General features: G+C 67.6%; 14 protein-coding genes. 10 read left to right on the top strand and 4 right to left on the bottom strand.

Annotation, left to right across the window (positions count from 1 at the left end; translation table 11 throughout):
- The first annotated feature begins 74 nt into the window (after nt 1-74).
- From AC1DOP_RS21705 to AC1DOP_RS21695, 3 genes are read left to right on the top strand one after another with little or no spacing between them, the layout of a single operon-like run.
- On the top strand, nt 75-275 hold the full coding sequence (locus AC1DOP_RS21705; RefSeq protein ID WP_477253290.1) for a hypothetical protein: 201 nt from the start codon (nt 75-77) through the stop codon (nt 273-275).
- A complete protein-coding gene (locus tag AC1DOP_RS21700; protein WP_442123303.1) occupies nt 272-886 on the top strand; it encodes an ABC transporter ATP-binding protein in 615 nt (204 codons plus the stop codon). Before AC1DOP_RS21705 ends, AC1DOP_RS21700 begins: the two co-directional genes overlap by 4 nt.
- The gene (locus AC1DOP_RS21695; protein WP_442123304.1) at nt 883-1,677 is read left to right on the top strand and encodes an ABC transporter permease; all 795 of its coding nucleotides are present in this window, start codon (nt 883-885) and stop codon (nt 1,675-1,677) included. Before AC1DOP_RS21700 ends, AC1DOP_RS21695 begins: the two co-directional genes overlap by 4 nt.
- 33 nt (nt 1,678-1,710) lie before the next feature.
- Here AC1DOP_RS21695 and AC1DOP_RS21690 read toward each other — a convergent pair whose 3' ends face one another.
- Together AC1DOP_RS21690 and AC1DOP_RS21685 are read right to left on the bottom strand one after the other, a co-directional pair.
- The gene (locus tag AC1DOP_RS21690; protein ID WP_477253287.1) at nt 1,711-3,102 is read right to left on the bottom strand and encodes a sensor histidine kinase; all 1,392 of its coding nucleotides are present in this window, start codon (nt 3,100-3,102) and stop codon (nt 1,711-1,713) included.
- A 4-nt stretch (nt 3,103-3,106) separates the two neighbouring features.
- Nucleotides 3,107-3,778 carry a response regulator gene (locus AC1DOP_RS21685; protein WP_442123306.1) on the bottom strand — a complete coding sequence of 224 codons (672 nt, stop codon included), beginning with the start codon at nt 3,776-3,778 and terminating at the stop codon, nt 3,107-3,109.
- A gap of 170 nt (nt 3,779-3,948) precedes the next feature.
- Between AC1DOP_RS21685 and AC1DOP_RS21680 the strand changes: the two genes are divergently transcribed.
- The 4 genes from AC1DOP_RS21680 to AC1DOP_RS21665 all read left to right on the top strand — a co-directional run bounded on the left by AC1DOP_RS21680 (nt 3,949) and on the right by AC1DOP_RS21665 (nt 8,038).
- Nucleotides 3,949-5,301, top strand: a complete 1,353-nt coding sequence (locus AC1DOP_RS21680; RefSeq protein WP_442123307.1) for a porin — start codon at nt 3,949-3,951, stop codon at nt 5,299-5,301.
- Nucleotides 5,302-5,393: 92 nt separating this feature from the next.
- On the top strand, nt 5,394-6,389 hold the full coding sequence (locus AC1DOP_RS21675; protein ID WP_442123308.1) for an ABC transporter substrate-binding protein: 996 nt from the start codon (nt 5,394-5,396) through the stop codon (nt 6,387-6,389).
- A complete protein-coding gene (locus tag AC1DOP_RS21670; RefSeq protein WP_442123309.1) occupies nt 6,389-7,162 on the top strand; it encodes an ABC transporter ATP-binding protein in 774 nt (257 codons plus the stop codon). Before AC1DOP_RS21675 ends, AC1DOP_RS21670 begins: the two co-directional genes overlap by 1 nt.
- Before the next feature lie 12 nt (nt 7,163-7,174).
- Nucleotides 7,175-8,038, top strand: coding sequence for an ABC transporter permease (locus AC1DOP_RS21665; protein WP_442123310.1), 864 nt, complete (start codon nt 7,175-7,177; stop codon nt 8,036-8,038).
- A 36-nt stretch (nt 8,039-8,074) separates the two neighbouring features.
- Here the strand turns inward: AC1DOP_RS21665 and AC1DOP_RS21660 are convergent, their stop codons facing one another.
- Nucleotides 8,075-9,691, bottom strand: a complete 1,617-nt coding sequence (locus tag AC1DOP_RS21660) for a phytoene desaturase family protein (protein ID WP_442123311.1) — start codon at nt 9,689-9,691, stop codon at nt 8,075-8,077.
- 289 nt (nt 9,692-9,980) lie between these two features.
- Here AC1DOP_RS21660 and AC1DOP_RS21655 point away from each other — a divergent pair, with 289 nt between their 5' ends.
- Entirely contained in the window at nt 9,981-10,154 is a 174-nt protein-coding gene (locus AC1DOP_RS21655) for a hypothetical protein (protein WP_442123312.1), read from the top strand.
- A 25-nt stretch (nt 10,155-10,179) separates the two neighbouring features.
- Here AC1DOP_RS21655 and AC1DOP_RS21650 read toward each other — a convergent pair whose 3' ends face one another.
- Nucleotides 10,180-11,103 (bottom strand): LysR family transcriptional regulator, encoded by a 924-nt coding sequence (locus tag AC1DOP_RS21650; RefSeq protein WP_477253283.1) that lies wholly within the window; start codon nt 11,101-11,103, stop codon nt 10,180-10,182.
- 124 nt (nt 11,104-11,227) lie between these two features.
- On the opposite strand from AC1DOP_RS21650, the gene mdcA reads away from it, so the two are divergent.
- Together mdcA and AC1DOP_RS21640 are read left to right on the top strand one after the other, a co-directional pair.
- Nucleotides 11,228-12,889: a malonate decarboxylase subunit alpha gene (mdcA, locus tag AC1DOP_RS21645; RefSeq protein WP_477253281.1), complete on the top strand. Its 1,662-nt coding sequence runs from the start codon at nt 11,228-11,230 to the stop codon at nt 12,887-12,889.
- A complete protein-coding gene (locus AC1DOP_RS21640) occupies nt 12,889-13,788 on the top strand; it encodes a triphosphoribosyl-dephospho-CoA synthase (RefSeq protein WP_477253279.1) in 900 nt (299 codons plus the stop codon). The genes mdcA and AC1DOP_RS21640 overlap by 1 nt, the downstream gene beginning before the upstream one ends.
- The last annotated feature ends 3 nt before the right edge of the window (nt 13,789-13,791 follow it).

Genomic DNA, 13,791 nt, shown 5'->3' with positions numbered 1-13,791 from the left:
CGGATCGTGTCGCACGCGCCGTCCGTGATACAACGACCGGGCCGGAACTGGCCGGGTGATCGATGGGAGACAACATGCTGAAGCTGGGGAATATGGATGGCGAGCGGGTCGAGCGCCTCGGGACGCTGACCGCTCACGTGGTCGAACGGGCGCTGGCGTCGGGACTGAACCGGGACGAAGCCGTCCTCGCCTTCGGGATCGCGGCCAAGGCCGGACGCCGCCTGAAATCGGGCATGGAACAGAGCGCCGACGTGCTGCGGGCCTGGCTGCGTTGAGCGCGCCTTCCCCTCTGCTGTGCGTGCGCGGCCTGCGCTCGCACTTCGGCGGCCCCTTCGATTTCGAGGTCCAGGCCGGCGAATGCGTGGCCATCCAGGGACCGTCCGGGGCCGGCAAGAGCGTCCTGCTGCGCATGCTGGCCGACCTCGATCCGCACGAGGGCGAGGCCGTGCTCGACGGCCGCGCCGGCAGCTCGATGCCGGCGCCCGCATGGCGCTCCCAGGTGGTCTACCAGGCCGCCGAGCCGGCGTGGTGGGAAGCCAGCGCCGGCGAGCATTTCGCGCCTGCGCAGCGCGGCTTCGTGGAGGAAGCGATGGCCGCGCTGGGCCTCGCGACAAGCCTGCTCGACACCGAGATCGAGCGCCTGTCCACCGGCGAGCGCCAGCGCCTGGCGCTGGTGCGCTCGCTGGCCACGCAGCCGCGCGTGCTGCTGCTGGACGAGCCGACCGCGGCCCTCGATCCGGACTCGGTGGCGCGCGCCGAAAGCCTGCTGGCCGCGCGCCTGAAAGACGGCATGGCGATCCTGATCGTCACCCACTCGGCCGAACAGGCGCGCCGCATGGCGCACCGCATCTTCCGCCTCGAACAGGGAAAGCTGAGGACCCCATGAATGCCATCCACCTGGGCGCCTGGGACCTGCTGGCGGCCGCCCTCCTGATCCTGCTCGACGCCGTCCTGTCGCTGGCGCTGCGCCTGGGCGTACACCGCCAGATCCTGGTCGCGGCGGTGCGGATGGTGGTGCAACTGGCCATCGTCGGCCTGGTGCTGCGCAGCGTGTTCGCCAGCGCCTCGCCGGCCGCGACCGCCGCCGTGATCCTGTTCATGATCGGCGCCGCCGCGCGCGAAGTGGCGACCCGCCCGAAGCAGCGCCTGAAGCGCCACATGAATTACCAGATCAGCGCGGTGGTGGTCGCCTGCGCCGGCTTCGCGACAGTGCTGCTGGCCCTGACCACGGCGGTGCGGCCCGACCCCTGGTATGCGCCGCGCTATGCGATTCCGCTGATGGGCATCGTGCTGGGCAGCGTGCTGAATGCGGCCTCGCTGGCCCTGGACGGCATCCTCGACGGCGTGGTGCGCGAACGCGGCCGCATCGAGGCGCGGCTGGCGCTGGGCACGCCCTTCCGCGAAGCGATCGGGCCGCTGGTCCGCAACGCCACGCGGCGCGGCATGATCCCGGTGGCGAACCAGATGTCGGCGGCCGGCATCATCACCCTGCCCGGCATCATGACCGGCCAGCTGCTGGCGGGGATGGATCCGATGGAAGCGGTCAAGTACCAGATCCTGCTGATGTTCCTGCTGGCCGGCGCCAGCGGCCTGGCCTCGGTCGGCGCGGCGCTGCTGGCGGTGCGGGCCTTGAGCGACGAGCGCCAGCGCTTGCGGCTGGACCGGCTGCGCGGCTGACCCGGCGCCCGCGCCGCGGTGCGCAAACGGCGGCTAAGCCGGCATGGCCGCCGCCAGGGGCAGCCGCACGTCGACTTGCAGTCCGCTGCCCTGCTCCGGCGTGCCCAGACGGATCTCGCCCTGCAGCGAATCGCAGATCTCCTTGACGATCGAGAGGCCGAGGCCGAAGCTGTTCGGCTTGCCCGGATCGGCACGGTAGAAGCGTTCGAACACGCGGTCGAGATGCGCCGGTGCGATGCCCGGGCCGGTATCGACGATGCGCAGCAGCGCGAATTCGCCGGCCCGCCGTACCTGCACGCTGACCACGCCTGGCCCGTCCATGTACTTGATGGCGTTGTCGATCAGATTGAAGGCGATCTCGCGCAGCAGGTGCGGCGGTGTCGGCAGGGCCAGGCTGGCGTCGGATGCGTCCAGGCCCAGTTCGACGTCATGGCGCTGCGCCAGCGGTGCCAGCTCCTCGATCACCGAGGTCACGATGTCCCCCAGCGTGGTGGCCGGGGACGCGGGAGCACGGGCGGCGTGCTGGCGCCCCTGTTCGATGCTGGCCAGTATCAGGAGCTGGTTGATCACCTTCGCGCCCTGCACCGTCGTGTTCTGCATCGCGGCGAGCAGCGTCTTCTGTTCGGGCGTCACGCGCTCGTCGCGCATGCCGTAGTTCAGCTGCGACGTCAGGATTGCGAACGAGGTACGCAGGTGATGCGCCGTACTGGCGACGAAGCGCTCATAGGCGGACAAGGTCTGGTCCAGCCTGACCACGTAGCCGTTCAGGGCGCCGATGACGGGCAGCAGCTCGCGCGGCACGGCATCGGCGTCGAGTTGCTCGAGCGACCCCGGCTGGCGCTGCGCGACCCGTTCGCTGAATCGCATCAGGGGGCGCAAGGTCGAGCGGAAGGCGACGACCAGCGCCGCCAGCACCATCGCCAGCAGTATCAGATGCTCACGCGCGGTGATCAGGAACAGACGCTTGCGGAATGCCGCATGGCCGCGCATGGTCTGCGCCACCTCGACCGTGATGCGGCCGCCATCCCGCAGTTCCTGGACATAGGCGACGACGCGCACCGCCTGGCCGCGGACCCGGCTCTTGAAATAGATGTCCTGCTCGCCCCGGCCGATTTGGAAGGGCGCGGCCAGCCCGGCGTCGCCATCGACCAGGCGGCCGTCCGCATCCCGCACCGCATAGAACACGCGGTCCTGATTTTCGTCGGCGAACAGCTCGAACGCGGCCGGCGGGACCCCGGCCGGGCTCGCGCCGCCGTCGGCGGCCAGTTGCTCGGCGATGATGCGGGCCGATCCTTTCAGCAACTGGTGCTGGACTTCGGCCGCGACGCGGTCGGCGCTGCGGTAGGTGACCACCAGGTCGATCGCCGAGCAGGCCAGGATCGGCACGAAAACCCATGCCGCCAGGCGCGATTTGAGGCTGTGCATCCGCTCAGCCTTCGACCGCGCTCAGCATGTAGCCAAGGCCGCGCAAGGTAATGATGGCGACACTGCTGCCTTCCAGCTTCTTGCGCAGGCGCACGATATACACCTCGAGCGCCTTCGGCGTGACCATGTCGTTCAGCGGCACCAGGCTGTCGGCCAGGTCGCGCTTCGATACCGTCTTGCCGACCTTGCGCATCAGGGTCTCCAGCACCGCGTGCTCGCGCGGGGTCAGCTGCAGGTTCTGCTCGCGCACGCAGAAGATTTTCGAGTTGCTGTCGTAGCACAGGTTGCCGCAGCGGGAGATCGGGTTGGCCGTGCCGCTGGCGCGTCGCAACAGGCAGCGCAGGCGCGCTTCGAGCTCCTCGATGTCGAAGGGCTTGGCGAGGTAGTCGTCGGCACCCAGGTTCAGGTGCTCGACGATGTCCTGCAGCGAATCCTGGGCGCTGATGATCAGCACCGGCACGCCGTTGTCCTGGCTGCGCAGCCGGCGCAGCAAGGTCTGCCCGCTCAGCAGCGGCAGGGTCAGGTCGAGCAGGATCGCATCGTAGGTCTGGGTCCGCAGCAGCAGGTCGGCTTCTTCGCCGCTGAAGGCCTGTTCGACCGCATAGCCGGACTGGTTCAGGAGCCGGGTCAGCCAGGCCGACAGGTCGCGATTGTCTTCGGTGAGCAGGAGTTTCATCTTAACAATAATGGCCCTTGCGGCCACGCACATCAAGTCTTGAAGATTACTTTTTAGACAGAAAGTTGATTGTAGGCATTCTGTAGGGTTGACCTCCCTATAGTGGGTTCCGTATGCCTGAAACAACAAAGGCTACAGCCACCCACACCTATAACAACGATGGAGTCCGTATGAAAAAGCTGATGGCAATCGCCGTCCTCGGTACCCTGGGCGTCGCCGCGCAGGCGCAGGCCCAGTCTGTTCAGGAATTGCAGGATGCCTTGTCGAAGGCGCAAAAAGCGGCCGCCGATGCGCAACTGGCGGCAACCCAGGCGCAACAGGCATTGGTGCAAGTGCAGCAGGCCGCGCGCGACGCCCAGGCGTCCGCGGCGGCCGGCGCTGCCACGGCCAAGGACGAGCCCAGCCATCAGGCCGACCCGCTGGGCTCCGCCTCCGCGGGCCCCAGCGGCCTGGTCTACCATCGCGGCGGTGATACCGTGCGCCTGTACGGCTTGATCGACCTGAGCATGAGCCGCCAGACCAATGCCGACGCCGCCGGCCACAGCCAGAACGACATGTCGGTGGCCTGGTTCAGCGGCAACCGCTGGGGTATCGAGGGCGAGCACCTGCTCGCCGATACCGATGGCCTGAAGGCGGTCTTCAAGCTCGAAAGCGAATACGAAATCCCGACCGGCAATATGGACACACCGGGCGTGCTGTTCAACCGCGATGCCTGGCTGGGCTTGCAAAGCCCGACGCTGGGCAAGCTGACCTTCGGCCGCCAGAACACGCTGGCGCGCGAATTCTCGAAGATCTACGGCGACGCCTACGGCAGCGCCGGTGTGACCTATGACGAGGGTGGCTACACCAACAACAACGATTTCAAGCAGTTCATCTTCTACTCGGGCAGCGCCACCGGCACCCGCTACGACAAGGGTATCGTCTGGAAGAAAGCCTACGGCAAGATCATGGCAGGCCTGGCCTACCAGGTGGGCGGCGAGCCGGGCAACAATCGTGAAGCCACGACCAAGTCGGTCGCCCTGGCCTACAACGGCGGCGCCCTGAACGTGTCGGGCTTCTACAACACCGCCGTGGTCAGCGACTATACCCACACCTCCTGGTCGATCGGCGGCAACTACAAGATCGGGATGGTGCGCCTGAATACCGGTTACGTCCACTATACGGCCGAACAACCGAAGGCCATCGGTGACCGCCACGACAATGCCTACACAATTTCCGCCAAGTTTGCCCCGGGCGGCCACGTCGACTACGAGCTGGGCTGGCAGACGATGAACGCCACCAACGCCGCCGTCAACGGCGCCGGCTACGTCCTGAACGCGTATGCCGACACCTCGGCCGCCAAGGCCACCGGCACCGGCAAGCGCAAGACCTGGTATGGATCGGTGTTCTACCACTTCGACAAGCGTACCGAACTGTACCTGGCGTCCGACTACCTCAGCACCGACGGCAGCTACAAGGCCGCGCAGGCGCATGGCGCGGACTCGCAGTTCCAGCTCGCCACCGGCTTGCGCTTCCGCTTCTGAGCCGCGGCAAGTACGTATCGACGAGCCCGACGGGCGGCGGCAGAATCGCTGCTGCGCCGTCCCGGCCTGACAACAATAAACAAGGAGACTTCATGAACGTTCCGTACAAGACCCTGGCTGCCGTCGCGTTGGCACTGCTGGCCGGGCAGGCAGCCGCCGCCGACAAGATCACCATCATGGTGGGCGGCATGGAAAAACAGATCTACCTGCCGGCCAAGCTGGCCGAGCAGCTTGGCTACCTGAAGGAAACCGGACTCGACATCGAGCTGCTGAGCGAACCGGCCGGCGTCAACGCCGAGACCGAAATGCTGTCCGGTGCGGCCCAGGGCGTGGTCGGCTTCTACGACCACACGATCGACCTGCAGGCGCGCGGCAAGATGGTGGAATCGGTGGTGCAGTTCAGCCAGGCACCGGGCGAAGTGATCCTGGTGTCGAAGGCGGCGGCGGACCGCATCAAGTCGCCGGCCGACTTCAAGGGCAAGACCCTGGGCGTGACCGGCCTCGGTTCGTCCACCAACTTCCTGACCCAGTACCTGGCTTCGCGCGCCGGCGTGAAGTACAGCGAATTCACCACGCTGCCGGTCGGCGCCGGCTCGACCTTCATTGCCGCCATGGCGCAAGGCAAGATCGATGCAGGCATGACCACCGAACCGACCATCGCGCGCCTGGTCTCGACCAATGCGGCCAGCGTTCTGGTCGACCTGCGCAGCCTGAAGAGCACCACGGCGGCGTTGGGCGGTCCGTATCCGGCCGCTTCGCTGTACATGCAGACGTCCTGGGTCAACAGCCACAAGGAGCAGGTGCGGAAAATCGCGGCCGCCTTCGTCAAGACGCTCCGCTACATCAACACCCACAGCGCGAAGGAGATCGCCGACAAGCTGCCGCCCGAATACTATGCGGGCAACAAGCAGCTCTACATCGAGGCGCTCGAAAGCGGCAAGCAGATGTTTACCGCGGACGGCGTGATGCCGGCCGACGGTCCCCCCACCGTCCTGAAGGTGCTGTCCAGCTTCGACAAGGCGGTCGAAGGCAAATCGATCAACCTGGCGGCGACCTATACGACGGAATTCGTGAAAGCAGCCAGGTAATGAGCACTCCCGTCATCGAACTGAATAATGTCGGACGCAGATTCGTCAGCCCGCAGGGCAAGGTCACGCAGGCGCTGCGCGACTTCAGCCTGGACGTGAAGGAAGGCGAGTTCTGCGCCATCGTCGGCCCGACCGGCTGCGGCAAGTCGACCACGCTGGGCATGATCACCGGGCTCAATCCGCCGTCGTCCGGTTCGGTGAAGGTGTTCGGCAAGCCCGTCACCGGCATCGATCCGCGCATCGGCTTCGTGTTCCAGGCCGATGCGGTCTTCCCCTGGAAGAGCGTGCTCGAGAACGTGGCGTGCGGCCCGATCTTCCGCGGCCTCGACCCCGGCGCCGCGCGTGCCAAGGCGGCCGATTGGGTGCGCCGGGTCGGCCTGGAAGGATTCGAGCACCATTATCCGCACCAGCTGTCGGGCGGCATGCGCAAGCGTGTAGCCCTGGCGCAGACCTTCATCAACGAACCGGCCATCCTGCTGATGGACGAACCGTTCTCGGCGCTGGACGTACAGACGCGCGCGATGATGCAGGAAGAGCTGCTCGGCCTGTGGTCGGAACGCAAGGCCTCGGTCGTCTTCGTCACGCACGACATCGACGAGGCGATCACCCTCGCCGATCGGGTGGTGGTGCTCACCAGGGGGCCAGGTTCCGTCAAGAGCGTGTACGAGATTCCCTTGCCGCGTCCGCGCGCGGCGGAAGCGCGTTACACCCCCGAGTTCGTCGCGCTGTCCCGCCAGATCTGGGCCGATCTGAAGGCCGAAGTCAGCATCTAACCGAAGCACATCATGAACACGACAACAACTAGCATGACTTCCGCCCCGCCGGGCACCGAAGAGCGCCATGCCCTGCGGCGCGCACGGAATTACAGGCGCCTGGTGATCGGGCTGCGGGGCGGCCTGGCAGTGGCGACAATCGCGGCCTGGGAAGCCAGCGTCCGGATCGGCTGGCTCGACCCCTTCTTCTTTTCGCAGCCGAGTGCGATCTACGAGCAGTTGCTGGCCTGGTTCACCGAAGGGACGGCGCAGGGCCCGCTGTGGCACGAACTCCTGGTGACGATGGAGGAAACCGTGCTCGGATTCCTGATCGGCAGCGTGCTGGGCATCGTCTGCGGCATTGCCCTGGGCCGCAACAAGCTGGCGGCCGACGTCTTCAGCATCTACATCAAGGTCGCCAACGCGATACCGCGCGTGGTGCTGGGCTCGATCTTCATCATCATGTTCGGCCTGGGCATGGGCTCGAAGGTGGCGCTGGCCGTCGTGATGGTGTTCTTCGTGGTGTTCGGGAACGCTTTCCAGGGCGTACGCGAAGCGGACCGCAACATGATCGCCAACGCCTACATCCTCGGCGCCAGCGCGCGCCAGGTGACCAGCTCGGTGGTTCTTCCCTCGGCGCTGAGCTGGATCCTGGCCAGCCTGCATGTCAGCTTCGGCTTCGCACTGGTCGGCGCCGTGGTCGGCGAATTCCTCGGCGCGCGCCATGGCATCGGCCTGCTGATCTCGACGGCGCAGGGCACGTTCAACGCCGCCGGCGTCTTCGCGGCCATGATCGTCCTGGCGGTAGTGGCGCTGGCGGCCGAGTACCTGCTGACGGCCGTCGAAAACAGGCTGCTGAAGTGGAAACCGCCGCAGTTCGTCGAGATGGGAATGTAGCCGCCCTGGTCCAGGCGGCCAGCCTGCTGCGCGAGCTCAGTGGCCGGCGCGGCGCCGGGCCCGGCGCGCCAGGTCCCGCAACACCTCGCGCGCCGCGTTGTGCCCCGGCGCCCCCGTGACGCCGCCGCCCGGATGCGTCCCGGCGCCGCAGGTGTAGAGCCCCTTCACCGGCCCGCGGTAGTCCGCATGGCCCAGCATCGGCCGCGCCGCGAACAGCTGGTCGAGCCCCAGCGCGCCGTGGAAGATGTCGCCGCCCACCAGGCCAAAGGTGCGTTCGAGGTCGAGGGGGCTCATGATCTGGCGGCCCAGCACCGAGCGCCTGAAGTTGGGCGCGTAGCGGTCGACGGTGGCGATCATCAGGTCGGCCACCTGCTCGCGGTGCTGGTCCCAGCTGGCGCCGTCGGGCAGCTGGGGCGCCACGTGCTGGCAGAACAGGCTGGCCACATGCTGGCCGGGCGGCGCCAGGGTCGTGTCGAGGGTCGACGGGATCAGCATTTCGACGATGGGTTCGCGCGCCCAGCCGAGGGCGCGGGCGTCGTGGTAGGCACGCTCCATGTAGTGCAGCGTCGGCGCGATGACGATGCCGCTGGCGTGGTGTTCCGCCATCTGCCGGCCCGGCAGGCAGCTGAAGTCGGGCAGCTCGGACAGCGCCACGTTCATGCGGAAGGTGCCGGAGCCGCAGCGCCAGGCCTGCATGCGCCGCAAAAAATCGTCCGGCAGCGCGGCGGGGTCGACCAGCCGGGTGTAGAGCAGGCGCGGGTTCAGGTTCGACACGACCACGCGCGCATCGAGGCGCTCGCCGGCGGCGGTGACGACGCCGGTGGCGCGGCCCTGGTCCAGCAGGATTTCGCGTACGGCGCAGCCGGTGCGGATCTCGACGCCGCGCGCCTGCGCCGACTTCGCCATCGCCAGGGTGATGGCGCCCATGCCGCCGATCGCATGGCCCCAGGCGCCCTTCTTCCCGTTCACTTCACCGAACACGTGGTGCAGCAGCACGTAGGCGGATCCCGGCGTGTAGGGACTGGCGTAATTGCCGACCACGCTGTCGAAGCCGTAGGCCGCCTTGATCGGCGCGCTCTCGAACCAGCCGTCCAGCACGTCGCCGGCCGATTTGGTGAACAGGTCGAGCAGTTCGCGCTGGGTGGACAGCGGCAGCTTGCGCACCCGGTTGCCGAGCCGTCCCGCCTTGAGCAGTTCCGGCAGCGCGTCCAGCCAGCCGCCCTGCACCCGGTTGGGCGGCGTCTGCAGCACCAGTTCGCGCAGCAGGTCGGCGGCGGCGTCGAGGTGCCGCGCATAGTCGTCGAGGCGTTCGGCGTCGCGCGGCGAGAATTTCGCCACCTCGGCCGCCGTCCTGCCGGCGCCGACCTTCAGGTAGCGCGACTCGTCCAGCGGCAGGAAATTCGAGAGTGGGCGTTCGACCACGCGCAGGCCGTGGCCGCCCAGGTCCATCTCGCGGATCACCTTCGGGTTCAGCAGGGAGACGGTGTAGGACGCGACCGAGTTGCGGAAACCCGGATGGAATTCCTCGGTCACCGCCGCGCCGCCGACCACGCCGCGCTGCTCCAGCACCGTCACCTTCAGCCCGGCGCGCGCCAGGTAAAAGGCGCACACCAGGCCATTGTGGCCGCCTCCGACTACGATCGCATCGCGCATTCTCGCCTCCGTGGCACGCGGGGTCTTGAAAATCCGGCAATGTGGGCTAATATACAGGCTGCTCAGCAGATGGCAAACCACCTACCCGGCCAACATGACCTTCAGTCACGCATTTTCCTCTTCGAGCGGCCTGTCCTTCCAGACGCCGCGTCACCTCGCCCGGCTTCATTAAGCTCGGCAAGGGCCTGTTGCGCCGCTTGCCGAGCTCCAGACAAACAACGTTTCGTGCCGCCCGATCCGTAGGGCGGCTGTCGACTATCGTCCTGCGGGACCGGATGGAGGTAAGCACATGAAGAGTTTTCGTAAGATGCGACATATCGGCGAGCGCATGCCGTCGATGCGGCGGCCACTGGGATACCGCTCCCTGAACGACCTGCTGGCGCGCCGGCGCCGCATACGCAAGCGCATCGGCGTGGCGGTGGCCATGTTCCTGTCGATCGGGCTGTTCCTGGTCGAATTCTGATCACGGCGCAGCGGCAGCGCGCCGCTCAGCCGTGCGGCAGATCGTCCCTGCGCGTCCCGTACATCCGGCATTCGGCCGCCAGCGCCAGCAGGTTGGGGTCGCGCTCGCGCGAACGCGACAGCAGCAAGGTGATGGTCTGGCGCGAGCCGTAGCGGGCGTCCAGCGGGATCAGGTCGATGCGGCTGCTGAAGCCGGCCACGCGGCCGGGCAGCAGGCTGTAGCCCATGCCGCCGCCGACCAGGTTAATCAGCGAGAAGATGTCGCCGACCCGCATGATGGTCTCGGGCACGTAGCCGGCCTGCTGGAAGGCGTGGTCGAAACTGTCCGAGGTCACGAAACCGCCGCCCAGGGTGATGAATTTTTCGCCGCGCAGCTCGCGCAGGTCGACGTAGTCACGGCCGGCGTAGGGCGACTCGCGCGGCGCCGCCAGGTGGACCTCGTCGTCGAACAGCGGCACCGCCAGCAGCTGCGGATCCTCGACCGGGGCCTGCAGGCCGATCACGATGGCGTCCAGCTTCCCTTCCGTCAGGCTGCGCAGCAGTTCCTGGTTCGAGCCCAGGGTCAGGTCGATCTGCAAGTCCGGACGGCGCATCTTCAGGCCCATCAGCAATTGCGGCACGCAGCGCAGGGTCAGCGAATACAGCGAACCGATCTTCATCCGGCTGCCGGCCACCCCGGCCAATTCCCGCGCCCTGCGGATGCCCTCCTCGGTTTCCTCGACCGCGCGCTGGGCGTGACGGGCGAAGACGAAGGCGGCCGGCAGCGGCACCAGGTTGCGGCCTTCGCGGCCGAACAGCGGGCAGTGCAGGCCCTCCTCGAGCGAATGCAGGGCGCGGTGCACGCTGACCGTGCTCTGGCCCAGCGCTTCCGCCACCTTGGCTAAGCTGTGCAGGCGCATGAAGGCCAGGAAGACCTCGAGCTTCTTGAGGGTGATTTCGTCGTCGATCATGGCTGCAAGCTTAGCGCAAATCGTTAACCTGAGAGTAAACGTTCGTTATGCATGTTGATTGAAACGCCAGCCCGGCCTCCCTATGCTGGGACCAGACTCTCAAATTCGAATGCAAGGAGACACCATGGGAAGCATAGCCCCTCAGCCGCGGCAGTGGGACACGCGGCGCCAGGAAAAGCAGCGCCGGATGGCCAGGGTGGCCCACCTGGCCGACGGCCCGGTGCTGCAGAGCAGCCGCCTGGTGGAGGCGCTGGAACAGCTGGTCGTCAGCGGCGACCGCGTGGTCCTCGAAGGAAATAACCAGAAACAGGCCGATTTCCTGGCGCGCAGCCTGGTACAGGTCGACCCCGGCCGGGTCAGCAGGCTGCACATGATCATGCCGAGCGTGAGCCTGCCGGAACACCTCGACCTGTTCGAGCGCGGCATCGCCAGCAAGCTCGATTTCGCCTTTGCCGGTCCGCAGAGCCTGCGCATCTCGCAATTCCTGCAGGAGGGCACGCTGCAGGTGGGCGCCCTGCACACCTACGTCGAGCTATACGCCCGTCTTTACGTCGACCTGGCGCCGAACGTCGTGATGGTGGCCGGCTACAAGGCCGACCGCGCCGGCAACCTGTACACCGGCCCCAGCACCGAGGACACGCCGGCGCTGGTCGAAGCGGCCGCCTTCCGCGACGGCATCGTGATCGCCCAGGTGAACGAGATCGTCGACGATCCCAAGGACCTGCCGCGGGTCGACATCCCCGGTTCCTGGATCGACTTCGTGGTCCAGTCGGACAAGCCCTTCTACATCGAACCGCTGTTCACGCGCGACCCGCGCCTGATCAAGCCGGTGCACATCCTGATGGCGATGATGGCGATCCGCGGGGTCTACGAGCGCCACCAGGTGCAGTCGCTGAACCACGGGATCGGCTTCAACACGGCGGCGATCGAACTGCTGCTGCCGACCTATGGCGAGCAGCTCGGCCTGAAGGGCAAGATCTGCCGCAACTGGACCTTGAACCCGCATCCGACCCTGATCCCGGCCATCGAATCCGGCTGGGTCGAGAGCGTGCACTGCTTCGGCGCGGAACTCGGCATGGAAGCCTACACGGCGGCCCGGCCCGACATCTTCTTTACCGGCCGCGACGGCTCGATGCGCTCGAACCGCGCCTTCTGCCAGCTGGCCGGCCAGTACGCGGTCGACCTGTTCATCGGCTCGACCCTGCAGATGGACGGTCTCGGCAACTCCTCGACCGTCACCCACGGCCGCCTGACCGGCTTCGGCGGCGCGCCGAACATGGGCCACGACCCGCACGGCCGCCGCCACGCGACCCCGGCCTGGCTCGACCTCGTCGAAACCGACGATCCCCTCGCGCGCGGCAAGAAACTGGTCGTGCAGATGGTCGAGACCTTCCAGGACGGCAGCGCGCCGACCATCGTCGAGTCGCTGGATGCGGTGGAGGTCGGCAAGGACTGCGGCATGCCGCTGGCGCCGGTGATGATCTACGGCGACGACGTCACCCACGTGCTGACCGAGGAAGGCATCGCCTACCTGTACAAGGCGCGCTCGCTGGAAGAGCGCAAGGCGATGCTGGCGGCGGTGGCCGGCGTCACGCCGATCGGCCTGCGCCACGATCCGAAGCAGACCGCCCGCATGCGCGAGCAGGGCCTGATCGCCCTGCCCGAGGACTTGAAAGTGCAGCGCAGCCAGGCCACCCGCTCGCTGCTGGCGGCCAAGAGCATCGCCGAGCTGGTCGACTGGTCCGGCGGCCTTTACGATCCGCCGGCCAAGTTCAGGAGCTGGTAATGACGGCGCTTAATCCATTGCGGCAGCATGGCGCAACCGGTCTGGCGGACGGCTTGGCCAAGCGCTTGGCCGCGCTGGCCGTCGACGCCCTGGTCGACGAAGCCATGCTGACCCCGAAACCCGGCCTGGTGGACATGCGCGGCAGCGGCGCCCACAGCGACCTCACCTGGCTGCTGATGTGCCGCTCGGCTAATGCCCTGCGGCCGGCCTTCTTGCGGATGGCGCAAGCAGGTGCGGCGATCCCGGACGCGACGGCGCTGCGCCGCGAGATCGGCGCCATCGGCCGCGAGGCGGAAGGACTGATGATGACGGCCACCGGCGGCGTGAACACCCACCGCGGCGCGATCTGGGCACTGGGCCTGCTGGTCACCGCCGCCGCGCGCCACCCGGGCAAGGCGGACGCCGCGGCGATCGCCGGCGGCGCCGGCCTGCTGGCCCGCATCGAGGATCCCGATGCGCCGGCCAGCACCGGCAACAAGGGTGAACTGGCCTGCCGCGAACACGGCGTCGGCGGCGCCCGCGGCCAGGCGAAAGCCGGCTTCCCGGCCGTGGTAGGACAGGCGCTGCCGATGCTGCGGCTGTCGCGCGCACGCGGCGACAGCGAAGCCCAGGCGCGCGTGAACGCCCTGCTGGCCGTGATGGCCCGACTGGACGACACCTGCCTGCTGGCGCGCGGCGGCCGCAAGGCCCTGGACGCCACCCAGGCCGGCGCGCGGCGCGTGCTGGCGCTGGGCGGCATCGGCACGCCGAACGGCCGCAAGGCCCTGCGCGCCCTGGAGACGCGCATGCGCCTGCTGCACGTGTCGCCGGGCGGCGCCGCGGACCTGCTGGCGGCGGCGCTGCTGCTGGACGCCATTGAACAAGGCAGCGAAACAGAACAGTCGCAAGGAGACGAGTAAATC

The organism is Massilia sp. 01N410 (assembly GCF_056399665.1).
This window is presented reverse-complemented; position numbering and strand designations above follow the sequence as displayed.

Coding starts and splice junctions, on each gene's coding strand:
- AC1DOP_RS21705 (WP_477253290.1), top strand. CDS start 75: ATGCTGAAGCTGGGGAATATGGATGGCGAGCGGGTCGAGCGCCTCGGG.
- AC1DOP_RS21695 (WP_442123304.1), top strand. CDS start 883: ATGAATGCCATCCACCTGGGCGCCTGGGACCTGCTGGCGGCCGCCCTC.
- AC1DOP_RS21690 (WP_477253287.1), bottom strand. CDS start 3,102: ATGCACAGCCTCAAATCGCGCCTGGCGGCATGGGTTTTCGTGCCGATC.
- AC1DOP_RS21685 (WP_442123306.1), bottom strand. CDS start 3,778: ATGAAACTCCTGCTCACCGAAGACAATCGCGACCTGTCGGCCTGGCTG.
- AC1DOP_RS21680 (WP_442123307.1), top strand. CDS start 3,949: ATGAAAAAGCTGATGGCAATCGCCGTCCTCGGTACCCTGGGCGTCGCC.
- AC1DOP_RS21675 (WP_442123308.1), top strand. CDS start 5,394: ATGAACGTTCCGTACAAGACCCTGGCTGCCGTCGCGTTGGCACTGCTG.
- AC1DOP_RS21670 (WP_442123309.1), top strand. CDS start 6,389: ATGAGCACTCCCGTCATCGAACTGAATAATGTCGGACGCAGATTCGTC.
- AC1DOP_RS21665 (WP_442123310.1), top strand. CDS start 7,175: ATGAACACGACAACAACTAGCATGACTTCCGCCCCGCCGGGCACCGAA.
- AC1DOP_RS21660 (WP_442123311.1), bottom strand. CDS start 9,691: ATGCGCGATGCGATCGTAGTCGGAGGCGGCCACAATGGCCTGGTGTGC.
- AC1DOP_RS21655 (WP_442123312.1), top strand. CDS start 9,981: ATGAAGAGTTTTCGTAAGATGCGACATATCGGCGAGCGCATGCCGTCG.
- AC1DOP_RS21650 (WP_477253283.1), bottom strand. CDS start 11,103: ATGATCGACGACGAAATCACCCTCAAGAAGCTCGAGGTCTTCCTGGCC.
- mdcA (WP_477253281.1), top strand. CDS start 11,228: ATGGGAAGCATAGCCCCTCAGCCGCGGCAGTGGGACACGCGGCGCCAG.
- AC1DOP_RS21640 (WP_477253279.1), top strand. CDS start 12,889: ATGACGGCGCTTAATCCATTGCGGCAGCATGGCGCAACCGGTCTGGCG.